General features: G+C 65.4%; 22 protein-coding genes and 1 pseudogene. 8 read left to right on the top strand and 15 right to left on the bottom strand.

The genetic code is table 11. The features are described 5' to 3' along the window. Positions 1-61 precede the first annotated feature (61 nt). Entirely contained in the window at positions 62-622 is a 561-nt protein-coding gene (locus tag FPJ27_RS13000) for a putative glycolipid-binding domain-containing protein (protein ID WP_204421395.1), read from the top strand. Here FPJ27_RS13000 and FPJ27_RS12995 read toward each other — a convergent pair. The 5 genes from FPJ27_RS12995 to FPJ27_RS12975 all read right to left on the bottom strand — a co-directional run bounded on the left by FPJ27_RS12995 (position 577) and on the right by FPJ27_RS12975 (position 5,851). After that, positions 577-1,488 (bottom strand): alpha/beta fold hydrolase, encoded by a 912-nt coding sequence (locus tag FPJ27_RS12995; RefSeq protein ID WP_204421394.1) that lies wholly within the window; start codon positions 1,486-1,488, stop codon positions 577-579. The two genes, FPJ27_RS13000 and FPJ27_RS12995, sit on opposite strands and share 46 nt — an antisense overlap. A gap of 4 nt (positions 1,489-1,492) precedes the next feature. Then, positions 1,493-2,398: a metal-dependent hydrolase gene (locus FPJ27_RS12990; RefSeq protein ID WP_204421393.1), complete on the bottom strand. Its 906-nt coding sequence runs from the start codon at positions 2,396-2,398 to the stop codon at positions 1,493-1,495. Then, positions 2,395-3,330 carry an SDR family NAD(P)-dependent oxidoreductase gene (locus FPJ27_RS12985; RefSeq protein ID WP_034180339.1) on the bottom strand — a complete coding sequence of 312 codons (936 nt, stop codon included), beginning with the start codon at positions 3,328-3,330 and terminating at the stop codon, positions 2,395-2,397. Before FPJ27_RS12985 ends, FPJ27_RS12990 begins: the two co-directional genes overlap by 4 nt. Before the next feature lie 21 nt (positions 3,331-3,351). Continuing rightward, the gene (locus FPJ27_RS12980) at positions 3,352-4,932 is read right to left on the bottom strand and encodes an NAD(P)/FAD-dependent oxidoreductase (protein WP_204421392.1); all 1,581 of its coding nucleotides are present in this window, start codon (positions 4,930-4,932) and stop codon (positions 3,352-3,354) included. Between the two features lie 247 nt (positions 4,933-5,179). After that, positions 5,180-5,851 (bottom strand): lysoplasmalogenase, encoded by a 672-nt coding sequence (locus FPJ27_RS12975; RefSeq protein WP_204421391.1) that lies wholly within the window; start codon positions 5,849-5,851, stop codon positions 5,180-5,182. Positions 5,852-6,260: 409 nt separating this feature from the next. Here FPJ27_RS12975 and speB point away from each other — a divergent pair, with 409 nt between their 5' ends. Continuing rightward, the gene (gene speB, locus FPJ27_RS12970) at positions 6,261-7,229 is read left to right on the top strand and encodes an agmatinase (RefSeq protein ID WP_072443305.1); all 969 of its coding nucleotides are present in this window, start codon (positions 6,261-6,263) and stop codon (positions 7,227-7,229) included. A 290-nt stretch (positions 7,230-7,519) separates the two neighbouring features. Here speB and FPJ27_RS12965 read toward each other — a convergent pair whose 3' ends face one another. Beyond that, on the bottom strand, positions 7,520-8,008 hold the full coding sequence (locus tag FPJ27_RS12965) for a DinB family protein (RefSeq protein WP_072443304.1): 489 nt from the start codon (positions 8,006-8,008) through the stop codon (positions 7,520-7,522). Positions 8,009-8,137: 129 nt separating this feature from the next. Here FPJ27_RS12965 and FPJ27_RS12960 point away from each other — a divergent pair, with 129 nt between their 5' ends. Next, a complete protein-coding gene (locus FPJ27_RS12960; protein WP_204421390.1) occupies positions 8,138-9,013 on the top strand; it encodes a LysR substrate-binding domain-containing protein in 876 nt (291 codons plus the stop codon). Between the two features lie 78 nt (positions 9,014-9,091). On the opposite strand, the gene FPJ27_RS12955 is transcribed toward FPJ27_RS12960, so the two are convergent. Beyond that, a complete protein-coding gene (locus FPJ27_RS12955; protein ID WP_204423186.1) occupies positions 9,092-10,222 on the bottom strand; it encodes an alpha/beta hydrolase in 1,131 nt (376 codons plus the stop codon). Between the two features lie 451 nt (positions 10,223-10,673). Here FPJ27_RS12955 and FPJ27_RS12950 point away from each other — a divergent pair, with 451 nt between their 5' ends. Further along, positions 10,674-11,303 carry a TetR/AcrR family transcriptional regulator gene (locus tag FPJ27_RS12950; RefSeq protein ID WP_204421389.1) on the top strand — a complete coding sequence of 210 codons (630 nt, stop codon included), beginning with the start codon at positions 10,674-10,676 and terminating at the stop codon, positions 11,301-11,303. A 254-nt stretch (positions 11,304-11,557) separates the two neighbouring features. Here FPJ27_RS12950 and FPJ27_RS12945 read toward each other — a convergent pair whose 3' ends face one another. Next, the gene (locus FPJ27_RS12945; protein WP_072443296.1) at positions 11,558-12,241 is read right to left on the bottom strand and encodes a glutathione S-transferase; all 684 of its coding nucleotides are present in this window, start codon (positions 12,239-12,241) and stop codon (positions 11,558-11,560) included. A gap of 143 nt (positions 12,242-12,384) precedes the next feature. On the opposite strand from FPJ27_RS12945, the gene FPJ27_RS12940 reads away from it, so the two are divergent. Beyond that, positions 12,385-12,954 (top strand): TetR/AcrR family transcriptional regulator, encoded by a 570-nt coding sequence (locus FPJ27_RS12940; protein ID WP_072443294.1) that lies wholly within the window; start codon positions 12,385-12,387, stop codon positions 12,952-12,954. A 53-nt stretch (positions 12,955-13,007) separates the two neighbouring features. Here FPJ27_RS12940 and FPJ27_RS12935 read toward each other — a convergent pair. Next, positions 13,008-13,505, bottom strand: a pseudogene (locus FPJ27_RS12935) (transposase); the annotation flags it as partial. A 257-nt stretch (positions 13,506-13,762) separates the two neighbouring features. Next, positions 13,763-14,137, bottom strand: a complete 375-nt coding sequence (locus tag FPJ27_RS12930; RefSeq protein WP_204421388.1) for a heavy metal-responsive transcriptional regulator — start codon at positions 14,135-14,137, stop codon at positions 13,763-13,765. A gap of 100 nt (positions 14,138-14,237) precedes the next feature. Here FPJ27_RS12930 and FPJ27_RS12925 point away from each other — a divergent pair, with 100 nt between their 5' ends. Continuing rightward, positions 14,238-15,065 carry an SDR family oxidoreductase gene (locus FPJ27_RS12925; RefSeq protein WP_072443290.1) on the top strand — a complete coding sequence of 276 codons (828 nt, stop codon included), beginning with the start codon at positions 14,238-14,240 and terminating at the stop codon, positions 15,063-15,065. A 188-nt stretch (positions 15,066-15,253) separates the two neighbouring features. Here the strand turns inward: FPJ27_RS12925 and FPJ27_RS12920 are convergent, their stop codons facing one another. From FPJ27_RS12920 to FPJ27_RS12905, 4 genes are all read right to left on the bottom strand, one after another. Further along, positions 15,254-16,234 carry a sulfonate ABC transporter substrate-binding protein gene (locus FPJ27_RS12920; protein WP_204421387.1) on the bottom strand — a complete coding sequence of 327 codons (981 nt, stop codon included), beginning with the start codon at positions 16,232-16,234 and terminating at the stop codon, positions 15,254-15,256. Positions 16,235-16,358: 124 nt separating this feature from the next. Further along, entirely contained in the window at positions 16,359-17,198 is an 840-nt protein-coding gene (locus tag FPJ27_RS12915) for a MerR family transcriptional regulator (protein WP_072443286.1), read from the bottom strand. A 9-nt stretch (positions 17,199-17,207) separates the two neighbouring features. Further along, positions 17,208-17,771: a GNAT family N-acetyltransferase gene (locus FPJ27_RS12910; protein WP_204421386.1), complete on the bottom strand. Its 564-nt coding sequence runs from the start codon at positions 17,769-17,771 to the stop codon at positions 17,208-17,210. A gap of 98 nt (positions 17,772-17,869) precedes the next feature. After that, positions 17,870-18,889 (bottom strand): AraC family transcriptional regulator, encoded by a 1,020-nt coding sequence (locus FPJ27_RS12905; RefSeq protein ID WP_204421385.1) that lies wholly within the window; start codon positions 18,887-18,889, stop codon positions 17,870-17,872. Between the two features lie 438 nt (positions 18,890-19,327). Here FPJ27_RS12905 and FPJ27_RS12900 point away from each other — a divergent pair, with 438 nt between their 5' ends. After that, positions 19,328-20,692: an MFS transporter gene (locus FPJ27_RS12900; protein ID WP_072443251.1), complete on the top strand. Its 1,365-nt coding sequence runs from the start codon at positions 19,328-19,330 to the stop codon at positions 20,690-20,692. Positions 20,693-20,768: 76 nt separating this feature from the next. On the opposite strand, the gene FPJ27_RS12895 is transcribed toward FPJ27_RS12900, so the two are convergent. Then, positions 20,769-21,662, bottom strand: a complete 894-nt coding sequence (locus tag FPJ27_RS12895) for a LysR family transcriptional regulator (RefSeq protein ID WP_204421384.1) — start codon at positions 21,660-21,662, stop codon at positions 20,769-20,771. 131 nt (positions 21,663-21,793) lie between these two features. On the opposite strand from FPJ27_RS12895, the gene FPJ27_RS12890 reads away from it, so the two are divergent. Then, a complete protein-coding gene (locus FPJ27_RS12890; RefSeq protein WP_204421383.1) occupies positions 21,794-22,792 on the top strand; it encodes a quinone oxidoreductase in 999 nt (332 codons plus the stop codon). Positions 22,793-22,885: the final 93 nt, after the last annotated feature.

Genomic DNA, 22,885 nt, shown 5'->3' with positions numbered 1-22,885 from the left:
TTCCGGATGGTCGGGATGTATGCGACGATCCTTCGCATTGAGTAAACCCGGAGGCGGAAGGATGCGCGAAGTGCGTTGGGCGTCGCTCGAGGGCGACGGGGCCGAACATCTGACGTTCGACCGGAGCGGCGGCGGGATCGTCGTCGAAAGCGCGGTGGTCGGCCAGCGGTACGGCCGCGCATACGGGCTCGCGTATCGCGTCGAGTGCGATTCGCACTGGCGCGTGACGTATGCGGTGCTCAAGGTGATGGGCGGCGGCACGCTCGAACTGCGCGGCGACGGCGCAGGCCACTGGCACGACGGCGCGGGCCGCGCGCTGCCGGAGCTCGACGGCTGCGTCGACATCGACATCGCGGCGACGCCGTTCACGAATTCGCTGCCGATCGGCCGCCTCGGGCTCGCGCGCGGCGAGCGGCGGCCGATCGACGTCGCGTACATCTCGACGCCGGACCTGAAGGTCACGCCGGTCAAGCAGGCCTACGAGTGCATCGAGCCGGGCCGGCGCTACCGCTACGAAGGCATCTTCCGGAATTTCACGGCCGAGATGGACATCGACGACGACGGGCTCGTCGTCGACTACGAGACGCTGTTCAGGCGCCTGCCGACGCCGACGTTGCGCTGAACCGCGGCCGTCGTGACCGCCGGCCGCTCGTGCGCGGACGCGAAGCGGTCGATCCGCGACGCGATCATGTCCGGGTGGCGCAGCACGATCCAGTGCGTGCCGTCGATTTCCTCGCGCACGTGGTCGCCGAGCCAGCGGTCGAGGTCGACCGACATCTCTGGCGTCACGTAGCGGTCGCGTACCGGCACCAGGAGCTGCACGGGCGCCTGCGCATACCGTTCGCGCGGCTTGCGTGCCCGTGCGAGGAAGTTCGCGCGGTAAAGCTGCAGGCCGTTCAGCGCGTTCTTCAGTTGCACGGGGTCGCGCTCGGCGCGCACGCGTTCCGTGAGCTGCAACCAGCGAGGCCACAGCGCCGCGCCGCCGAGCCGCCACACCAGCGACGGCACGAGCGGCAGGTGGAAGAACGCGATGTACCACGACTTCAGGCTCTGCTCGAGCCGCAGCTTCGCGCGGAACACGTGATCGAGGCACGGGCCCGAGATCGACGTGTACGACGCGATCCGGCCACGGAACGCGGGGTCGGTCACGGCCTCCCAGCACTGGATCGAGCCCCAGTCGTGGCCGACGAGGTGGAACGGCCGGCCGCCGCAGGTCGCGTCGGCCACCGCCTTCAGGTCGTCGGCGAGCCGCGCGAGCGTGTAGTCGGCACGGCGGCGCGGTGCATCGGACGCGCCGGCGCCGCGCACGTCGTACGCGATCACGCGGTAGCGCTTCGCGAGCCGTGCGCGGATCGGCGCCCATACGGCCGCCGAATCCGGGTAGCCGTGCACGAGGATCAGCGGCGGCGCGCGGCGCGATCCGCTTACATAGACGGCGAGTTTCACGTCGCCGGACTGGACGGTCAGCATCTCGTGCGCGCGCGCCATCGCGTCATGCCTGCGCAACCGGGTGCAGCGGCACGCGGCGCGGGGCGGCCTGCGTTGCGTAGCGCGCGTTGGTCGCGTCGATGTTCGCGAGCAGCGTGTCGAGCCCCTGCAGGTACTGGTGGTTGTCGTGGTCCCACGGGTGGAAGCCCGGGCGGAAGTAATCGAGCCATTCGCGCGCGATGTTCGGGAACACGCCGTGCTTCGGGCCGTACAGGTACTTCACGAGGCGCCACATGCCGCCGAACTTGCCGTGTTCGCGACGGTGCGCGCGCATCAGGCGCACGTGGAAGTCGAACACGATCGCCCAGAAGAACACGGTCGTCGTCAGCATCGTGCCCGTGCGCAGCAGGTAGCTGCCGAGGCCCGGCTTCATCACGGTGTTCCATACGTCGTACGACACCGCCTTGTGCTCGGTTTCCTCCATCGCATGCCACATCCACATCTGCTGGTAGCCTTCGACCGAGCCGTCGATCCGGTGCTCGTGGCCCGACAGCAGCTGGTTCGCGAGGATCGCCGTGTAGTGCTCGAGCGCGATCGTGATCGCGAGCTGCATCGAATGCGGCAGCACCTTCTTGAACCAGCCGAGGATCGTCCACAGGCGCTTGTCGAGCTTGTGCGCGGGCAGCCCCGACGCCTGCAGCAGGTCGTTGTATTCGATGTGCTCGCGCGTGTGCATCGCTTCCTGGCCGATGAAGCCGAGCACCTGCTTCTTCAGCTCGGGATTCTCGATCCGGTCGCGGTAGTTGCGCACCGAATCCATGAAGAAGCGTTCGCCGGCCGGAAACAGTAGCGACAGCGCATTCATGAAGTGCGTGACCGGCACGCCCTGCACGTGCCAGTCGCGCGCGCGTTCGGGCGGCAGCGCGAAACGGATGTCGCGCCGCACGGGCATCATGTTCGGGGTCATCATGATTGTTCTCCTCCCTGATTACCTGCGTTGTTGTAGGTGGCGTGCAGCGGTGCGGGCGCCGGCGTGCCGCGGGCGGCGTCGCGGCGGGCCCTCGCGGCCTCGCGGCGCGTTGCCAGCACGACGAGCGCCTGATACGCGGACGGCAGGATGCGCGCCATCCAGTCGCCGGCCTTCGCATCGCGGCCGATCAGCACGCGGCGTTTGTTACGGCGCACGCCGGCGAGGATCGTGCGCGCGGCGTCGTCGGCGGTCGTGATGAAGAACTTCTCGAACGTGTCCCTGCCTTGCTGCTCGCTCGCGACCATGAAGCCGACCATGTTCTTCGACACGCGGCTGGCCTGCGCGATGTTCGTGCGGATGCCGCCCGGGTGCACGCAGGTTGCCGACACGCCGCACTTCATCATGTCGAGCTCCTGGCGCAGCGATTCGGTGAAGCCGCGCACCGCGAACTTGGTCGCGTTGTAGCCGCTCATGCCCGGTTGCGCGAAGATCCCGAACAGGCTCGACGTGTTGATCACGTGGCCGTCGCCGGATGCCTTCAGGTGCGGCAGGAACGCCTTCGTGCCGTGCACGACACCCCAGAAATTGATGTTCACGATCCACTCGAGATCGCTGTAGTCCATCCCTTCGATCGTGCTCGACAGCGCGACGCCCGCGTTGTTGAAGATCAGGTTGACCTTGCCGTGTTCCTTCGCGGTGTCATCGGCCCACGCGAACATCGCGTCGCGCTCGCCGACGTCGAGCACCCGCGTCGATACACGCACGTTCGGCGCAATCGCACGGACGATCCGTTCGGTTTCGGCGAGACCGACGCCGTTCTTGTCGGCGAGCGACACATGGCAGCCGGCCTGCGCGAGCTGGATCGCGAGCGAGCGGCCCATGCCCGAGCCGGCACCCGTGATCGCGGCGACCTTGTTGGCGAAATCTCTCATGTCGTTGGCTCCTTGTCTGGCTCAGGCCGCTTCGGCGGAAGTGGAGGCGGAAGCGGCGGGCGCGGCGATCGGCCGCGCGATCGTGTCGTGCGGTGCGCGATACGCGTGGTAATCGGCGATCGAGAAGCGCGCGGTCGCCTGGCGGAAGCGCCACGTGAAGCCCGGCCACAGCGTCGTGTTCTTGCCCGTGCGCGGATCGAGATACCAGCTCTTGCAGCCGCCCGTCGACCAGATCGCCTTCTTCAGCTTGCCTTGCAGGTCGCTGTTGAACCGAGCTTCGACGAGCGGGCGCACCTCGATCGCATCCGCGCGCTCGCGGCGCATCGCCTGCAGCGCGCCGAGGATGTATTCGATCTGCGACTCGATCATGAACACCATCGAGTTGTGGCCGAGGCCCGTGTTCGGGCCGACGATCATGAAGAAGTTCGGGTAGCCGGGCAGCGTCGAGCCGAGATACGCATGCGCGCCGTCGCGCCATGCGTCGACGATGTCGAGGCCGCCGCGGCCGACGATCGCGCCGCGCGGATACGGATCGGCGACCTGAAAGCCGGTGCCGTAGATCAGGCAGTCGACTTCGTGTCGCTTGCCGTCGGTCGTCACGACGGCGTCGGCTTCGATATGGTCGATGCCGGTCGTGATCACGTCGACGTTCTTGCGCGACAGCGCCGGGTAGTAGTCGTTCGAGATCAGCACGCGCTTGCAGCCGAGCGTGTAGTTCGGCGTGACGGTCTTGCGCAGCTCTGGATCGGGAATCTGCTTGCGGATATGGCGCAGCGCGAGCTTCTGCACGTTCTTCATCAGCGACGGATGGATCGCGAAGCCGAGCACGCGCGATTCGAGCATCCAGTAGATGCCGCTGCGCACCACCTTCTGCGTGAACGGCAACGAGCGGAACAGCCATTTCTCGAACCCGGTCAGGTTGCGGTCGGGCTTCGGCATGATCCACGGCGGCGTGCGCTGGAACAGCGCGAGCGCCTTCACGCGCGGCGCGATCTGCGGCACGAACTGGATCGCGCTCGCGCCGGTGCCGATCACCGCGACGCGCTTGCCTTCGAGCGCGTAGTCGTGATCCCACTGCTGCGAATGGAACGCGCGGCCCCGGAAATTCTCGACGCCGGGAATCGCCGGCAGCGCGGCGCGCGACAGGCCGCCCATCCCCGACACCAGCACGCGCGCGGACAGCCGCTTGCCGTTCGCGAACGTGAGGCGCCAGCGCTGCGCGGCCTCGTCGTACTCGGCGCGCTGCAGCTCGTGGTTCATGCGCAGGTGCGGGCCGATCCCGAAGCGCTGCACGCAGTCTTCCAGATACGCGCGGATTTCCGGCTGCGGCGCGAACATGCGCGTCCAGCGCGGGTTCGGCGCGAACGAGAACGAATAGACGTGCGATTGCACGTCGCATGCACACCCGGGGTAGTGATTGTCGCGCCACGTGCCGCCGACCGACGCGGCCTTCTCGAGGACGACGAAGTCGGTCACGCCAGTCTGCCGCAGGCGGATCGCCATCCCGAGACCGGCGAAGCCGGTGCCGATGATGGCGATGTCGATGGTTTCGTCCAGGCCGTCGTGGCCGGGCGGACCGAAAGGCAACGTGCGAGCATTCATCCGGGTGTCTCCGATTTGGCTCATTTTTTAATGTTACATTGGTTGATGTAACGATAGTGGGTGAGCCCGGAAACCGCAAGAGGCTAGAAGCGGCGCTCTAAGGGCCGGAAACCAGGCGGGAAAAGGCTGAGCGGGGTTTGGAACAGCACACTTTTCGCAATGCGGGATACGCGGAAAGGCTTGTCGACACGGGCGGAGCGGGGCGGAGACGAGACCGCCGGCGTGCGGCGGTCTGTTTGAAACGGAATCAGGGGCGGATCGATCGGGCGGCCGTCTCATGGAAAACCCCGGCCACGATCGTGACCTGCGCGAGCGCGTAGAGGCCCCAGATCAGATAGTCGATGCCCGGAAAACCGCCGAGGAAGCGGCCGACGCCGATCAGCGTATCGGAGCCGACGAAGATCAGGCTGCCGACGGCCACCAGTGGGCCGTGCGTGCGGGCGGCGAGCGCGAAGCTCGCCATCGCACACAGCACGAGCATGTAGACGGCGACCGGCGCCAGCAGCTCGCCGAGGTGCGGGAAGAAGGCGAGGTAGAACGCGGGCGCGGCGATCCACAGCCCGACCAGCGCGGCGATGCGCCAGCCGTGCGGCCGCGCGCGCCAGCGCAGGAAGATCGCGCAATAGCACAGGTGCGTGAGCAGGAACGCGCCGAGGCCGAGGACGAACGACAGCGGCCAGTCGGGCAGCGCGAGCAGCACGTCGCCGAGCACGGCCGTCGCGAGCGCCGCGCACAGCCACGCGCGTTCGCGCGGCGCGCCGCAGGTGCTGCCCGCCGCGAGCAGCAGGATGCCCATCGCGGCTTTCGCGGCGGCCTGGCCCGGATAGGGCGCGGCGGCGAGCGACAGTCCGTACAGCAGCGCGGCGGCGACGGCGAGCGGCCAGAGCCGGCGATAGGTGGCGGGAAGCGTGGCGAGCAAGGCGGGTGTCTCCGGTTTGTTGTTGTCTGCGGTGGACGGCGCGTCGTCGTCGGCGCGGCTGCGGCCATTATCCGGAAGAAAGGGCGTGCGAAAACCGGCGAATCCTTCTAGGACGCGGTCGGGATGACACGTGCAGGTGTGTGCCCGCCGCCGCCGCGATCCGGTGCTGCCGGGTGACGATGCGCGGGCGTTGCCGCCGGATTTTTTCAACGCGTTGCCCCTGCTGAACCGGGGCAACGGCTCCAATTCGGCTTGCTATGATCGCCGCGACATTGCCGTTGTCGTTGTCCCGCCCGGCCGCGCGACTGGACGCGCAAGCCGGTGCGTGCCCGATGAATCCACGCCGTGCCCGGCCCGCGCGCCCATGCAACGCGAGGCCGAGCCGGCCCCCATGAAAACAGGTCCGACCATGACCGAACTTCTCCATGGCGACGGCGCGATCCGTCGCACGACGCCGTACGGCTCCTCGATCGAAAACACCTATGCGGGCGTGCTGTCGTTCATGCGCCGCAACTATTCGCGCACGCTCGACGGCGTCGACGTTGCGATTTCCGGCGTGCCGCTCGACCTCGCGACCACCTATCGCTCGGGCGCGCGGCTCGGGCCGGCCGCGATCCGTGCGGCGAGCGTGCAGCTCGCGGAGCTCAATCCGTATCCGTGGGGCTTCGATCCGTTCGAGGATCTCGCGGCCGTCGACTACGGCGACTGCTGGTTCGATGCGCACAACCCGCTGTCGATCAAGCCCGCGATCGTCGAGCATGCGCGCACGATCCTGCGCTCGGGCGCGAAGATGCTGACGCTCGGCGGCGACCACTACATCACGTATCCGCTGCTGGTCGCGCACGCGGAGCGCTACGGCAAGCCGCTGTCGCTGATCCATTTCGACGCGCACTGCGATACGTGGGCCGACGACGATCCGGACAGCCTCAATCACGGCACGATGTTCTACAAGGCCGTGAAGGAAGGGCTGATCGATCCCGCGACGTCGGTGCAGGTCGGCATCCGCACGTGGAACGACGATTTTCTCGGGATCGAGCGGCTCGATGCCGCGTGGGTGCACGACCACGGTTCGCGCGCGGCGGTCGAGCGGATCGTCGACATCGTCGGCGCGCGGCCCGCGTACCTGACGTTCGACATCGACTGCCTCGATCCGGCGTTCGCGCCCGGCACGGGCACGCCGGTCGCGGGCGGGTTGTCGTCCGCGCAGGCGCTGGCGATCGTGCGTGGGCTCGGGGCGGTGAACCTGGTCGGGGCGGATGTTGTCGAGGTCGCGCCCGCTTACGATCATGCGGACATTACGGCGATCGCGGCCGCGCATGTCGCTTGCGATCTGCTGTGTCTGTGGCGGCAGAAGAAGGTGGCGGGGGCGTTGAAGTAGGGCGATGGTCGCCCTTCATCACGCGGGCTTGTTGCTCAAGTACGAGGTACCCACGACGCACGATCTGTTCGCGTGCTGGCTGGCGTGAGCCGCACGCGCATCGACGGCACCGCCGGCGGATTCTCCATGACGATCTCCTTTCAGGTGAACGGGGTCGAGTATGCGCATCTTCCGGCGGCGCTATCCGACTCGTTCCTGCGCTGCGGGGGCTCACGGCCTGAAAACAGGTTCCGAGGTCGATCAGTCGTTGCATTGCATGCGATGGCAATCCGCTTCCACGCAAGCATGGGTCACCCGAGCGAAAAATAGGTGACGTCCAGGGCGGGGGGCGCGACGGGCGTCTGCGAGAGGAGCGCATGAACTTGGCCGCGATGGTGGGCGTGATGAATGAAAATGTGGGAAAGAACGAGTTGAAGAGGTTTTCGTTGCGGCGTTCCATCCATGCTCGTGTAGTCGATGTTTTTCTCCAGGTCGTTGCGTGCGACCGTGCCGACAATGCGGACAAGCCGCTCATCCTCGGTTAGCCTTGCGGTTCGCAGGCTCTCGAAATCCTGGCAGACGACATGGTCCAGGGACGGGATGTCATGCCCCTCCCCGGAGATCCGGCCGAGCCAGATGCGGTCGGTGGCAAGCAGATGATTGAGCGTATTGTGGATCGAGCCGAAGGCGCAGGCGCGCTCGAGAAAATAGTCGTCCGACGAAAGCCTGGCGCATGCGTCGTATAGGAGGCCATTCGCCCAGACGGTCCAACGTGCCAACATCTCGAAGTTGTTCCTCATCACCGTTCCTTTGTCTTTCGATAGCCGCACGGGTAATCTATTGGCCCTGATGGCCCCTGTCGATGGCGTTTTTCTTATCAGCTATAAGGCCCGATGATGCCTGTCCGCCGTGATCCGCCCCAGACCCACTTGCTTCGCGCCTTTGAGGCGGTCGCCCGGCTGAAGAGTTTCAAGCAGGCGGCTGTCGAAATCGGCGTGTCACAGAGTGCTGTCAGCCAGCGCGTAGCGGCTCTCGAAGCCCGTCTCGATACATGCCTGATCCATCGAGACCATGGCCGCTTCGAATTGACCCGCGATGGCCTTGCTTATCTGGCAACAGCGGAAGGCGTGCTGAGAACGCTGGCGCACGCGGACAACCGGCTCGCGGATCGCCGCGACACTGTCCGCATGACGGTTGTCTCGTCCTTTGCGCACTGCTGGCTCGCTCCCCGACTCGAATCGCTCTCCCAGTCCTTTGAAGACATCTGTCTCGATCTGCACGTTTCCGACGAGATCGTAGCCATCGACGAAGGCGAATACGATCTCGCGATCCGCTTGCATCCGAGGGCTGGTATCCCGGGAGAGCGGATGACGGCAACCGACGACGTGCTCATCCCGGTCCACGCGCCCGGCAGTCGGGCGAGCCGTGCCGGGCGCCCGGACCCGTTCGACGGCATGAGGTTGCTCGAAGATGACTGTAGCCGTCTCGGCGGATCTCGCCACCAGTCGTGGGACGCATGGTATGAGTTCAACGGATGCGATATTCCGCGAGAGCGCAGGCGGATCGTGTTCAGCGATGCGGGCTTGATGATCGAGGCCGCGCGCCGCGGGGCAGGCGTCGCTCTCGCACGCCAATCGCTGGTGGCGGACCATCTGGCTGCTGGCGAGTTGGTGAAATTCGACGGAACGCCGCTCGAATGCGTGGGGCAGACATCATTGATTCAACGACGAGCGAGCAGTCGCAGCAAGGCAAGTCAGCGCGTCGCAAAATGGCTTCTTGATGCCGTGTCCGCCGATGTCGCCTAGGATCGCTTGTCGTGTTTTTGGGGCGGTGGTCTGGAGGTCGGGCGATATTTTCAAGAGCAACGATAGCCATTCCCCAACCTAACTGTCGGTGTGATCCGCCCCAACCACCTCCTTGGTGAAGGCGAGCAGGAGTTCGCTGAGCCGAACCGGCTGCTCCTGTTGGATCCAGTGACCGGCGCCGTCGATCATCTCGATGCCCGCCATTCTCGTCGTCGCCTTCGTCCTCATGAGATCGAGCGCGCCCGGCGCCGAATACGTACCCCAATCGCTCTTGCCGCCAATGAAGAGCGACGGGACATCGATCGTCTTGCCCGAAAACAGGCGCAACTCAGCGTTTAGGTCAGGATCGGAAAAGACGCGATAAGCCTGCAGGGCGCCTTGAAACCCCGTGCGGCCATACTCCTCCGTGTACACCCCAAGTTCCGGCTCGGTGAGCCATTTGCTGGCCAGGACCTCGGCGGCGGAGGGGTGGAATGGAGCGACGGTCTCGGGCATCGTCTTGCCGAGATCCATGACGTAATAGGTGGGCATTTGCGCAAGTTCTGCGGCGGTCGGCGCCTTCAACGGATGCGGCTTATTTCCCGGCCAGTCGGCGCTCTTGACGTAGAAAAATGCACGAAGAAACGCGTGTAAACCTTGAGGGGGGTGCCACATGTCATGGTTCGCTTCCCGTGTGCTCAGATATTGCTGGTAATACTCTCTCGGCGGGTCGAGCGCAGCCAGCGCGGCCGCCAGCTTTTGATTGCCGGTATTCGGTTGAACCGACGATACCTCGCTTTCCGCAATGCTGAACGGAAGCGTCGGCGGACCGGGGAACGGTGCGCTCATCAGCACTACCGAGGGAAAGACGTCAGGTCGGGCTAGCGCACAATAGGCCGCGACGGGCGAGCCGAGGTCGTGCCCGACGAGCATTGCCGTACGCCGATACCCCAACGCCAAAACCAATCCGAGGGCGTCACGCGCCATATTCAAAAGGCTGAAAGGCGCCAGCTGGGCGTCATAGTCGTTCATCCAACCGGTGGTGCGGCCAAAACCCCGCTGGTCGGGCGCCACGACATGGTAGCCGGCGTCAGCCAGAATCGGGATCAGGTGTCGCCAGCCGTAAGCCAAATCGGGAAAACCGTGCAGAAGCAATGCAAGCGGCCGGCCGGGGTTCTCGTAACCGGCCTCGAGAATATGGACATCGAGGCCGTTGACCCCGTGGATCATGCGCGAACGGACCCTCTTCGGAAGCGTTCCATCGCCATATGTTGATGCGGACAAGTCGACTCCTCCTATGGGGTTTGCGCGGGCGGGTCGAATCAAAGGGGCAAACAGGCTGACCGCGCCCATCGCCAGGAAGGCTCGTCGGGACGCCGATGGCCTGAAGCGATGTGGGCGACTCATGATGGAACACCCCGTCCGCGTGCAAGCGCTGTCTTCAGCTTCAGCGAAAACGCACGCAACGAACGATTCGCCCGGCGGCCGGGCAATCGAGGACGAGCAGCCCCGACACGAAGACGCTCTGCATGGGATGAGCGAGGAAACCCGCGCGTTTCACGTTGAGTTTCAGCTATTCGTGCCGCGATCTGGGGAGGCTGTGGATCACTGAACGAACCTTCTTGACTTGCGATTGGGTCGAGGGGCATCGCCGGGCTCCGGATATGGCGATCACCATACTATGCCAATCGCCATAGAATCATCAAGCGAAACGTGCTATGTTTTCGGCATGCCACGTAAGACTGACGCCCGCGCTCGCGCGATTGCCACGGCCCAACGACTGTTTCGCATCCAGGGCTACACTGCGACGGGATTGACCCAGATCCTTGAAGAAAGCGGTGCGCCTAAAGGATCGTTTTACTTTCACTTTCCACGCGGCAAGGCACAACTCGCAGAAGAAGCAATCGATAATTACATTGCGAATCGAATTGCTGTACTACGGGACATCTCGGCGAATACGACGGGTGATGCTCTGAATTTTGTTCATCAGATTTTCAGGACATTCGCGGCTGAAATGGTCGCCTCTGATTTCCAGTATGGATGTCTGATGCAAAATCTGGCGAATGAGCTGCCCGCGCTCGACGCCGAGCTGACCAAACGGATAGCACGCGGGTTTGTTGAGTCGACCGAGATTATTGCGGAGCATTTTAGGGGGTGCGGTTTCGCTCCCACGCGCGCGTCCTCTACCGCAGCCGCATTGGTAGCCGCCCTCGAAGGCGCGCGGACGATCGCCCGCCTGGAACGCACACCCGCTGTCTTCGAGGCGCTGGCAGAGGTTAGTGTTCAAAGATGGGCTGCCTCCGAGGGGTGATCCGGTCCAATGTTCCCGGTCGGACGAAATTGGCCCCGATCATCCTACGAAGAGCGTCGATCTTTCGCGCATGTCCGTTCGCAGACGCTCAGCCCCCGGATGAATGTCTTAGCCTTGTCCATTGCCGGACCGCCACAATCAGTTTGGCTTCGGCTTAAGCGGGAATATGTCAGCTAATTCTCTCGACTGCGTTCGCTTGGGTCTGCAATCCAAGATTGGTCGCTCGCCAATGAAGTCCGGCCACAGCTGCAATTTCAGGCAAATGCCGGCTGGTTCTTGACACTCGGGCGTTCCCGCATTCTCTTGTACCAGGCGAGAAGGGCTTCACACTCGGTGGGAACGGGCAGCTTCACGATCGACGCGAAGACCAGGCCGCCGATGACGGTGATGTCGGCCATCGAGAACGCATCCCCGCCGACAAATGGCTGCTTTTTCAGGACGTCATTGAAGTACTGCATGCCCCTCAGGGCTTTGTCACGCTGACGAAATCCCCATTCGGAGTTCTGATAGAGCTCGACTTCGGGCCCGAGCCCGGGCGTGGCGTGGTGGAAATAGACACTGATGGCGTCGAGCAATTCCAGCTCGGCGCGCTTGCTCATCATGTGGATCACACCCTTTTCGCGCGGCGTGCTACCGGTAAGCGTGGGTACGCCATCGAGCGCGTCGAGGTATTCGGTAATGGCGGTGCACTCGGCAATACAGGTTCCGTCATCCAGTTCAAGCACCGGTAGCGTGCCGGAGTAGTTCTTGTTGGCGATGAACCCAGGCCTTTTGTGCTCGCCCTTGTATAGATCGACCAAGACGTACTGGACGCGCGATTGCAGGCCCTTCTCGGCCAGAGCGATACGGACTCGTGTCGGATAAGGGCCCGTGGGGAAATCGTAAATCGTCATCGTAGCCAGTTTGCTTACGTCGAATTCACGGGTGTCGGAAACCATGGTTCGCCTATCAGGATGGGTGAAGCGTTTGAAATTAGATAGGACCGAACCGTTTGATGCGACCCTACCTGCCACTTGGTAGGTTTACGTTAGACGCTATAATGTGCTTGGTCAACACGTATTTTTCTTAAGCGAGGCAAGCAGTGAGGAACGAAGCCAGTTCGAATTCAAGGGAAAACATCCTCGCGGCAGCCAAGCTGGCTGCGCAGTCGCATGGCTACGACGGTCTGAATTTTCGTGATCTCGCGTTAGCGGTTGGTATCAAGGCAGCCAGCATTCACCATCACTTTCCCACGAAGGCCGATCTTGGCGCGGCGGTAGCAAGGCGCTACTGGGAGGACTCGGCGGCCACTCTGGACGCACTGTGGACCGAATCCTCGGATCCGATCGACTGTCTGCGCCGCTATCCAGAGACGTTTCGCAAGGCGCTGGAGAACGGTAATCGGATATGCCTCTGCAGTTTCATGGCCGCCGAATCTGATGACTTGCCCGAAGCGGTAACGAAAGAAGTCCAAACCTTTGCAGATGTGAATATTGCGTGGTTGAGCAAAGTGCTGTCGGCCACGGCCAGCGCCGAGGATAGCGAGGGGCGTGCTCGCGCTATCTTCGCAGCCGTCGCTGGCGCGCAACTCATCGCCAGAAGTCGCGCGGATATCTCTGTCTATGACGGGCTAATTGAAAGCTATCGTGTTGCTGGTCTTTTGCCGGCATAGCAGTAGAAAAAAGTGGGGGTATCAGAATTTCCGTGTTCAAGGCGGGTTGAGACTCACACGGACGGACGAACGAAACGATCGGCGTAGAGGATCGCGAATTGGTTCATGGCCGCCTTCCAGTCCTTGGCTGCGCGTCCCCAATCAGCGGTGATATTGCGCAGTGCCAGCCAGATGTGTTTCGTCGCTGCGTCATCTGTCGCGAAGTGTCCCCGCGTCTTGATGATCTTGCGCAGTTGCGAGTTGATATTCTCGATGGCGTTCGTAGTGTATATAACCTTGCGTATCTCAGGCGGAAACGCAAAGAACGGAATCACGCGGTCCCAGGCATTGCGCCAGGCTGTGCTGACGGGCGGGAATCTCTGGCCCCAGGGCCCTTCGGCAAACGCCTCAAGTTCGGCCTGAGCCGCCTCCGCGCTGGGTGCCGTATAGATCGGCTTGATCGCGGCGGCCAATCCCTTGCGATCCTTCCAGCTCGCGTAATCGAGGCTGTTGCGGATCAGATGGACGACGCAGGTTTGCAGCGTGGTCGCCGGGAACACCGCAGCCAGCGCCCGCTCGATCAGTGCCTTCTTGAGCGCCATCGTCGCGGCGTTGATGGCCTCGGCCGTCATCGGACCATTGCCGAACTGTTCAAGCAGCTCGGTGGGAATTGCCGGCAGCGTTGCCGGCGGTGTTTTTCGGTTTGGGTGGCATACGTTCTTCTTGGGAACATCATATGCCTCGAACACGAAATTGCTGACAGGCCCGCGCTTTCCGACTGCGGATTCAACCGGTCGATGCAGCATGACACTTGCACGGACGCGACTCATCACGCTATTTCTTCTTCGACACAATCGCCGCCAACTTTGGCCAACGCATTCAGCAACCCTGTTCGCAGCGTGATCAACGCGAGACTCTTTGCGTCGAGTTCGTCGAGTTTTGCTTGCAGGCACGCGACCTTTTGGTCAACGCCGAACGTCGGACTTTCCCATACATGGACAACGTCGCGAATTTCCGCCAGCGTGAAGCCCAACGCCTTCGCGTGGACGATCAGCCTTATCCGCTGTAACGAAAGTTCTGAATAGCGCTTGTAAGTGTTCGTCGCGTTAGGTTGTGTTGCTTTGTCCAGCAGACCCATGCGCTCGTAGTAACGGACGGTGTCGCGCGATACACCCGCCCGCTTGCATAGCTCGCCGATGCGCATGCTGCCTCCAATCAATGTCGTGGAGCGTCATTTACGCTTGACCGTTGCCTATAGTCAACGGTTTAGAGTGCAAACTCCCGTTCCACTCCATCAGCAAGCTATGAGTAAATCTTTCGACTTTGGCGGAAAAACAGCACTCGTCACCGGTGCATCGTCGGGTATCGGGCGCGCGTTTGCCTATGCGTTGGCCGAACGCGGTGCGAGACTCCTGCTGGTCGCACGCTCTCACGACAAGCTGCGCGATCTGGCCGCAGAACTGCGGCGCGACTATGCGTGCGACGCCGATTTTCTGACGGTCGACCTGAGCGCGGCCGACGCCGTCGACACGATCGATCGTCATCTGAAGGAGACCGGCACGATCGTCGATGTGCTGATCAACAACGCGGGCTTCGCAGCATACGGGCGCTTTGAAACGATTCCGTTGACGCGCCAGCGCGATGAAGTTCTGGTGAACTGCATCGCCGCGCTCGAGCTGACTCATCTTCTGCTGCCGGGGATGCAAGCGCGATCCGGTGGCGCAGTCATCAACGTCGCGTCAACCGCGGCATTCCAGCCCGATCCGTATATGGCCGTCTACGGCGCGACGAAGGCCTTTCTCCTGTCATTTTCGGAAGCTGTTTGGGCTGAGAACCGGCATCGGGGCATCCGGGTCGTCGCGCTATGTCCTGGCGCGACGCAAACGGCCTTTTTCGACGTTGTTGGCGCGAAGGAGGCTGCTGTCGGCGTGCCGATGCCGGTCGCGAACGTGGTGCGGGATGCGTTGTGGGCGCTCGATCGCAATCTGAGCTATCGGGTTGTGGGGGCGCGAAATCGACTGCTGGCGAACTTGCAGAGACTACTGAGCCGTCATATGTCGGCCCGGCTCGTTGAAAAAATCCTTCGGCCAAGAGAAGATCCGGATTTCGCGGCAACAGATCTCAAGGCTTAGGGCGGTGCCGTTTCCAGATGGTGGTCTCTCGATGTCGCTATCCGCAGATCGTCTTCGGCGGATAGCGAACGGTTGCAACTGGCCGAACACCAACAGTGCGTCCCACGTTCCCCGAAAATTCGAGAAGAACCAAAAAAGGCCGACGGGCAGGGTGCCCGTCGGCCTTTCTCGACTGCGCGCGCCGCGCGTTACTTCGCCGCGAGCGCGCTCGCCACGCGTTTGTCGCTCCACGCGTTGTCAGCGACGCTCAGCTTCTGCGGAATCAGCTTCGCCGCGTAGAACGCGTCCGCGACACCCTGCTGAACCGCGACGATCTTCTCGTCGACCGGCACCGCCCCAAACGGCACGCGCTTGATCCACGTCTCGACGAGCGCGAGCGGCAACCCGACCTTCGGCGCGATCAGCGCGGCGGTCTCGGCCGGATGCCCGTTGACCCACAGGCCCGTCTCGCGCGCCTGCTTCAGGATCGCGCCGACCACGTCGGCATGCTGCTCCGCGAAATCCCGCGTCGCCTCGTAGAAGTTGTTCGCCGGCGTGAGGCCCGTGTAGTCGGACAGCGTGCGGATCTTCAGCGAATTCTGCGCGGCCGCGTAATACGGATCCCAGACGGCCCACGCATCGACGTTGCCGCTTTCGAACGCGGCGCGTGCGTCGGCGGGCGGCAGGTACACGGGGCGAATCTCGTCGTAGCGCACGCCGGCCTTCTTGAGCGCTTCCAGAAGCAGGTAGTTCGCGCTCGAGCCTTTCTGCAGCGCGACCTTCTTGCCGCGCAGCTCGGCGAGCGAGCGGATCGGCGAATCGGCCTTCACGAACACGGCTTCGTTGTGCGGCGACGGCGGTTCCGCGCCGACGTACACGAAGCGCACGCCTGCTGCCTGCGCAAACACGGGCGGCGGCGCGCCCGTATAGCCGAAGTCGATGCTGTTCGCGTTCAGCGCTTCGAGCAGTTGCGGGCCGGCCGGGAATTCGAACCACTGCACGTTGTAGCCGAGCGGCTTGAGCCGCGCTTCGAGCGAGCCCTGCGCCTTGATGATCGACAGCAGGCCGGCCTTTTGATAGCCGATGCGCACGACCTTGTCGGCGCCGCCCTGCGCGAAGGCCGACGCGGCGGACAGCGCGACGAGCGTGACGGCGGCGGTGCGGGTGATCCAGCGGGTGAAACGAATCATCGAACGGACTCCATGCGAAACGTCTTCGGGAGAGCGGCCGGTGCCGCTCGGTTGGAAGAATCGTCGCATGGGCGGTTGCGCCCGCAAACGAAGCATTGCCGATAAGAATATGACGGCGGCGGCCCTATGCTTTGTCGTCGTCGCCTTGCGTATCGGGCGTGCCGGACTGGCGCGCCGCTTCGTCGCTGAGCTTCTTGTCGAGGATCGTCGCGACGCGGCCGCCGAGATAGGCGCCCGCCGCGGTTTCGAGCGCGCGGTTCGTCTCGCCTTCGACGAACACGGCCGCGAGCGGGCGCAGGCGCCAGATCGCGTCGACCAGTTCGGGCACGTCGGTGGCCGGCGGCAGCGTGCCGGCGTCGTAGCGGTCGAGCCGCTTCACGACGAGATCGACGAGCAGCCGCGCAATCGCGTCGAAATGCGGCCGCGCGAGGCTGATCACGTCGAGCAGCTCGCGCGGCGGGATGCCTTCCTTCGTCATCGCGGCCGCCGCTTCGAGCAGTGCGGGGCTCTTCGCGACGAACGACAGGCCGTGCCGTTCGAGCAGCCCGAGCTCGGTCACGCGCGAAAGCTGCGTGGTCGCTTGCGGCCCGAACATCTGCGCGAGCGCGGCGAGCGAATAGGTTTTCGGCAGTTCATGCGACCAGCGGCCGCCGATCGCGTTTTCGAGGCCGAGGATCGAGCGCAGGTCGTGGCCTTCGTCGATCGCCTTGATCAGGTCCTGGATGTTCGACAGCGTGTAGCCGCGCGCGAGCAGGTGGTTGATCAGCTTCAGGCGCGCGACGTGCGTGTCGTCGTAGATGCCGACGCGCCCGCGCTTCTCGGGCGGTGCGAGCAAACCGCGATCCTGGTACGCGCGGACGTTGCGCACGGTCGTGTCGGACACGCGCGCCAGCTCGTCGACCGTGTACTCGTTGCGGGAATCCGCCGCGGCCTCGTCGGGGGTGGAATGAGTCTGTTTTGACATGCGGCCATTCTAGCGCGACGCGGCAGGCCCGGGCGAGGCGGGGAGCGTGCGTGCGCCGTCCCCGAGCGGGCGCTGCAGCAGCGCCGTGTCGATCCAGCGGCCGTGCTTGAAGCCGACCGCCTTCAACGTGCCGGCCGGCTCGAAGCCGAACGCGCGATGCAGCGACGTCGAGCCGCCGGTGCCGCCGTCGGCGATCACCGCGATCATCTGCCGCCACGGGCCGGTCTCGCAGCGCGCGATCAGCGCCGCGAGCAGTGCGCGGCCGATCCCGCGCCCGCGCTGCGCATCGTCGATGTAGATCGAATCCTCGATCGTGAAGCGGTATGCGCTGCGCGTGCGGTACGGCGTCGCGTACGCGTAGCCGGCCACGCGGCCGTCGCATTCTGCGACGAGATACGGCAGCCCGTGGTGCAGCACCGCTTCGCGGCGCGCGCGCAGCTCGGCGGCATCGGGCGGCGTTTCCTCGAACGACGCGACGCCGTGGCGGACGTGGTGCGCATAGATCGCGTGGATGGCGGCGAGATCGGCTTCGGTCGAATCGCGGACGATGCAGGCGGCTGGCGTATCAGGCATGGCGATGGGGCGGCAGGGCGGGGATGCGGGCAGACCGTTACTATGCGGGCGATCGCCTGGCGCGTAAAGCGGCGGCCGTATTCCGGGCGCCGCGGCATTCAGTTCGGCGGCCGCTTCTTCTGCGTGTCGCGCGGCAACTCGTCGAAGCGGGCGAAGTAGTACGCGGAAAAGCGGCCGAGGTGCCCGAAGCCGAACGTCAGCGCCGTATCGGTGATGCTGGCCACCGGGTCGGTCAGCAACTGCACGCGCGCGGCGTCCAGCCGGATGTTGCGCAGCAGTTCCATCGGGGTCGCGCCGTGGTAGCGCCGGCACAGCACGTTCAGCGTCCGCAGGCTGACGCCGGCCGCCCTGGCGAGATCTTCGAGCGAGATCGGCGCGCAGAGCCGCGCGTGGATGAATTCGTGCAGCGCATCCATCTGCCGGATGCCGCCACGCGACACGGCTTGCGCCGGCGCGCCGCGCGCTGGCGGCGCCGCGCCGGCATGCACGGCGGCGGGCGACGGCGGGCAATGCACGAGCAGGAACAGCGCGAGGCTTCGTTCGAAATGGTCGCGCCATTCGGCCCGGATGCCACCGTCGTCGGCGACGGCGAGCACGTTGAGCAGCGACTGCGCGATCAGATCCCATTGCGACGAAAGCGCCGTCGGCAACAGGAATCCCGGCGCGAGGCCGGGCGCCGCGTCGTCGGGCCGGCGGCCGCAGACCGCGCGCATCAGCGAATCGGGCACCTTGACGATCAGTTGCCGGGTGCCGGACCGCCAGCGGAGGCGGACGTGCGACGTCGGCGCCAGCACGGCAGTGCGCCCTTCGGACACGCCCATCACGTGCCCGTCGCACTCGATCTCGGCGCCGCCCGCAAGCGACGTGTGGACGAGCGAAAAGCCGTCGAACGGCCGCGGGGCGACCTCGACTTCGGCGCCGTACTGCAGCGCGTAGACGCTCAGATGATTCAGTTGCCCCTTGAAAAGCGCCGCGTCGGGCACGCCCTGCTTCCAGCGCAGCGCATGCTCGGCCAGCTCCAGCGAGACCTGCTCGTGCGCATCCGCGCGCAATCCGGATCGGAACACGCAATTCCGGTACAGCGCGGACAGCACTTCCGCATTCGGGGTGAGGGGCATGGGGGGCGTCTCCTGCGTGGCGTTTTTCGTGCAGCGCATCCAGCGGGCCGCGGATGCGCGTCGTGCCACATCGGTTTCTCTTGTGAGCGAGATATCCTGAAAGGATGATATTGATCTTCGTCACACTTGTCGAAAGTATCGCAAGAATCGGATAGTCCCGCTCCCACCAGGGAAAAATCCGGATAGCGCGCGGCCCGCGGTACGCGGCACCAGAAAAAAAGCGGACTGAGTTCGCGAGTCACGTGCAAATTCCGGATAGTGAGAATCATTGTGGCTTCCTACACTGCGCCGGCATCCGGACGGAAAGCGGCGCATCTCACGATGAAATTTCGTACAGCTACTAAATCGATGGGCTGAACGATCGTATTACTTCGAACGCGTGTGATGCGACGGCTACCGCCGGGCCCGAATCCCCTCTGGAAAAAGGAACGAAGCTCCATGCGTCAAATCAACCTGCAGGCGCTCTCCGACGATGCGCGGCTGGGTCCGCTGCACGGCGTCGTGCTGTGCTGGTGCGCGCTGATCATCGTGTTCGACGGCTACGACCTCGCGGTGGCCGGCATCGCGCTCCCGGCGATCATGAAGGAGATGGGCGTCAATCCGGCGCAGGCCGGCTTCATGGTCAGCTCGGCGCTGTTCGGCATGATGTTCGGCAACATCGTGTTCGGGACCGTCGCCGAGCGGATCGGGCGCCGCTGGGCCATCGCGGCCTGCCTGACGCTGTTCAGCGTCTTTACCGCGGCGGCCGGGCTGGCGCCGACGCCCGCGCTGTTCGGCGCCGCCCGCTTCCTGGCGGGCATCGGCATCGGCGGCGTGATGCCGAACGTGATCGCCCATATGACCGAGTACGCGCCGCGACGCTTGCGCAGCACGTTGGTGACGCTGATGTTCAGCGGCTATTCGGTCGGCGGCATGCTCGCGGCCGTGATGGGCAAGGGGATGATCGAGGCATACGGATGGCAGTCCGTGTTCGTCGCCGCGGGTGCGCCGGTGCTGCTCGTTCCGCTGCTCGTGAAATGGATGCCGGAATCGCTGCCGTTCCTGATCCGGCGCGGCAGGACGGACGAGCTCGCGCGCATCGCGCGCCGGCTCGATCCCGCATACCGGCGTCAACCGGGCGACTGCTATGTCGTCCCGCGCGAAGGCAACGCCGGCAGCGCGCCGGTTCGCCAGCTGTTTGACGACGGCCGCGGATTCAGCACGGTCATGTTCTGGATCGCGTGCTTCATGTGCCTGTTCATGGTGTATGCGCTCAGTTCGTGGCTGACCCGGCTGATGGCGAGCGCCGGCTACAGCCTCGGCTCCGCGCTGACGTTCGTGCTGGTGCTGAACGCCGGCGCGATGGTCGGCGCGATCGGCGGCGGCTGGCTGGCCGATCGCTTTCCGATCAAGACGGTGCTCGTGTCGATGTATCTGCTCGCCGCGGTGTCGATCACGCTGCTCGGCTACAAGATGCCGACCGCGCTGCTGTTCGTGCTGGTCGGCCTCGCGGGCGCGTCGACGATCGGCACGCAGATCGTCAATTGCGCGTATGCGGGGCAGTTCTATCCGATGGCGATCCGCTCGACCGGCATCGGCTGGACGCTGGGCGTGGGTCGCAGCGGCGCGATCCTGGCGCCGATCGTCATCGGTTTGCTGGTGGGCATCGATCTGCCGCTGGAACAGAACTTCATGGCGATCGGGCTGCCCGCGCTGGCGGCGGCCGTCGCGGTCGGCCTGATCGATCATCGGCGCTCGGCGTCGCATCGCGATCATCCGGCCAGTACCGGCGAGCGTCAGGCGTCGCCTGTCCGGCAGTCCTGAGCGGCGCATCGGCGGGGCGCAACCGGGGCGGGGATCACGGCCGGCCCGCAACGGCGGTTCCGAAGGGGCGGCGGTGTCAGAGCCGCCCGTCCGCCGCGCGCACCGCGTCCGCGATCGCGTCCGCGACGCGCTGCACGCGCGGCGAGCGGCGCACGTCCGGATGGACGACGAGCCAGATCTCGCGCTCGATGTCGCAGCGCGGCGCGGAAGTCAGCTCGACGAGCGGCGCGGGTGCGGACGAGGGTGCCGCACCGGCTGCGGCGAGCGAATCGTCGACGAGAAACCGCGGCAACAGCGCGACCCCCGCGCCGGCGACGCACGCGCGGTGCAGCGCCGCGAGGTCGTTCGCGACGAACGCGAAACGGCGCCCGGCCGCGAAGCGTTCGAGCCATTGCTGCTGCGGCGTCTGCGCGAGCGCGTCGTCGTAGCCGACGAACGGCCAGGTGTCGGGCGGCGCGGCCGCCCATTCCGGCGACGCGCACAGCGCGAAGCGCATCGTGCCGAGCCGGCGCGCGGCGAGCCCCGGCTCGCTCGGCCGCGACAGCCGCACCGCGAGATCGGCTTCGCGCGCATACAGGTTCGCCGCATGCATCTCGCCCATCAGGTCGATCCGCAGCGCCGGCCATGCGCGCTGCGCGCGGGCAAGCCGCGGCGCGAGGAAATGGCTGGCGAACACCGGCGACGCCGACACGCGCACCACGCCGTCGAGCGCCGCCGCGCCCTGCGCGGCGCGCGCGAACGCATGCGCATCGGTTTCGAGGCGCGCGGCGTGCTCGGCGAGGTGCAGCCCTTCGTCGGTCGGCGGCCAGCCGCGCGGCAGGCGGTCGAACAGCCGGATGCCGAGCGCGGACTCCAGCGCGTCGATGCGCCGTGCGACCGTCGAATGCTGGACCTGCAGCGCGCGTGCGGCGGCCGACAGGCTGCCGCCGCGCATCACCGCGAGGAAGGTGCGGATGTCGTCCCAGCTCATCGGCAGTGCGGACGCGGGAACGGAATCAGGATCGGTCGAATTTTGCACAGTAGATGGGCGATAAACGGGAATTCCGATCGATTATGCACGATGGGATGATCGTGTCACTTCATTCGATTGCGAGGAACGTCATGACCCAAACTGCCACCGCCATCCGGATCGGGATCGACCGCTACGGCGACGCAGGTGTGCTGCGCCGCGTCGATGCGCCCGTCGCGCCGCCCGGCGCCGACGAGGTGCGGATTCGCCAGACCGCCGTCGGCGTGAATTTCGTCGACATCTATTTCAGGACGGGGGCGCACGCATTGCCCGCGCTGCCGGACGCGCTCGGCGTCGAGGCGGCCGGCGTGATCGACGCGGTCGGGCCCGGCGTGACGGATCTCGTGCCGGGCCAGCGGGTCGCGTATGCGGGCATGCCGACCGGCAGTTATGCGAGCCTGCGCACGATGCCGGCCGGGCGCGTGCTGCCGATACCCGACGGCCTGAGCGACGACGCGGTCGCCGCCGGGCTGCTGAAAGGGATCACCGTCTACATGCTGCTGCATCGCGTCCGGCAGGTCGGCGCCGGCGACACGGTGCTCGTGCATGCGGCGGCCGGCGGCGTCGGGCTGCTGGCGACGCAGTGGGCGCGCGCGCTCGGCGCGCGGGTGATCGGCACGGTCGGGTCGGCCGCGAAAGCCGCGCTCGTGCGCACGCATGGCGCCGACGAGGTCGTCGATTATCGCGAGGAGGATTTCGTCGCGGCTGCACGCGCGTTCGGCGGCGGCGCGGGTGTCGATTACGCGATCGACGGGATCGGCGGCGACGTGCTGACGCGCACGCTCGGCGCGATCCGTCCGTTCGGGATGGTTGCGAGCATCGGGCAGGTTGCCGCGATCGGCACGCGGCAGACGGTCGATCTCGACGAACTGGGGCCGGCCCGCTCGATCGCGCTCGCGCGGCCGAGCGTGCTCGGTTTCATCGCGCGCGACGTCGCGGGGTATCGCGAAGCCGCGCGCGCGACGCTCGAACGGCTGGCGGGCGGAATGCACGTCGAGATCGGCGCGCGGCTGCCGCTCGAACAGGCGGCCGATGCGCACCGGCTGCTGGAGTCGCGCGCGACGACGGGCGCGGTCGTGCTGGTGCCGTAAAGACGGGCCGCTGCGGATGGGGCGCGATGCGGGTCGAAGGCCTGAAGGCCGCGGTGTGGCGCGCTTCCGGTGCCGGCCGCGGCGCGGCTCGCA

The organism is Burkholderia sp. MS455 (assembly GCF_016899445.1).
GTDB lineage: Bacteria > Pseudomonadota > Gammaproteobacteria > Burkholderiales > Burkholderiaceae > Burkholderia > Burkholderia pyrrocinia_C.
This window is presented reverse-complemented; position numbering and strand designations above follow the sequence as displayed.

What these genes read in the sequence shown, in the direction of transcription:
- FPJ27_RS12985 (WP_034180339.1), bottom strand. Translation starts at nt 3,330, where the DNA reads ATGAGAGATTTCGCCAACAAGGTCGCCGCGATCACGGGTGCCGGCTCG.
- FPJ27_RS12900 (WP_072443251.1), top strand. Translation starts at nt 19,328, where the DNA reads ATGCGTCAAATCAACCTGCAGGCGCTCTCCGACGATGCGCGGCTGGGT.
- FPJ27_RS12950 (WP_204421389.1), top strand. Translation starts at nt 10,674, where the DNA reads ATGCCAATCGCCATAGAATCATCAAGCGAAACGTGCTATGTTTTCGGC.
- FPJ27_RS12890 (WP_204421383.1), top strand. Translation starts at nt 21,794, where the DNA reads ATGACCCAAACTGCCACCGCCATCCGGATCGGGATCGACCGCTACGGC.
- FPJ27_RS12965 (WP_072443304.1), bottom strand. Translation starts at nt 8,008, where the DNA reads ATGAGGAACAACTTCGAGATGTTGGCACGTTGGACCGTCTGGGCGAAT.
- FPJ27_RS12980 (WP_204421392.1), bottom strand. Translation starts at nt 4,932, where the DNA reads ATGAATGCTCGCACGTTGCCTTTCGGTCCGCCCGGCCACGACGGCCTG.
- FPJ27_RS12930 (WP_204421388.1), bottom strand. Translation starts at nt 14,137, where the DNA reads ATGCGCATCGGCGAGCTATGCAAGCGGGCGGGTGTATCGCGCGACACC.
- FPJ27_RS12905 (WP_204421385.1), bottom strand. Translation starts at nt 18,889, where the DNA reads ATGCCCCTCACCCCGAATGCGGAAGTGCTGTCCGCGCTGTACCGGAAT.
- FPJ27_RS12955 (WP_204423186.1), bottom strand. Translation starts at nt 10,222, where the DNA reads ATGATCCACGGGGTCAACGGCCTCGATGTCCATATTCTCGAGGCCGGT.
- FPJ27_RS13000 (WP_204421395.1), top strand. Translation starts at nt 62, where the DNA reads ATGCGCGAAGTGCGTTGGGCGTCGCTCGAGGGCGACGGGGCCGAACAT.
- FPJ27_RS12925 (WP_072443290.1), top strand. Translation starts at nt 14,238, where the DNA reads ATGAGTAAATCTTTCGACTTTGGCGGAAAAACAGCACTCGTCACCGGT.
- FPJ27_RS12915 (WP_072443286.1), bottom strand. Translation starts at nt 17,198, where the DNA reads ATGTCAAAACAGACTCATTCCACCCCCGACGAGGCCGCGGCGGATTCC.
- FPJ27_RS12920 (WP_204421387.1), bottom strand. Translation starts at nt 16,234, where the DNA reads ATGATTCGTTTCACCCGCTGGATCACCCGCACCGCCGCCGTCACGCTC.
- FPJ27_RS12895 (WP_204421384.1), bottom strand. Translation starts at nt 21,662, where the DNA reads ATGAGCTGGGACGACATCCGCACCTTCCTCGCGGTGATGCGCGGCGGC.
- FPJ27_RS12995 (WP_204421394.1), bottom strand. Translation starts at nt 1,488, where the DNA reads ATGGCGCGCGCGCACGAGATGCTGACCGTCCAGTCCGGCGACGTGAAA.
- speB (WP_072443305.1), top strand. Translation starts at nt 6,261, where the DNA reads ATGACCGAACTTCTCCATGGCGACGGCGCGATCCGTCGCACGACGCCG.
- FPJ27_RS12945 (WP_072443296.1), bottom strand. Translation starts at nt 12,241, where the DNA reads ATGGTTTCCGACACCCGTGAATTCGACGTAAGCAAACTGGCTACGATG.
- FPJ27_RS12990 (WP_204421393.1), bottom strand. Translation starts at nt 2,398, where the DNA reads ATGATGACCCCGAACATGATGCCCGTGCGGCGCGACATCCGTTTCGCG.
- FPJ27_RS12910 (WP_204421386.1), bottom strand. Translation starts at nt 17,771, where the DNA reads ATGCCTGATACGCCAGCCGCCTGCATCGTCCGCGATTCGACCGAAGCC.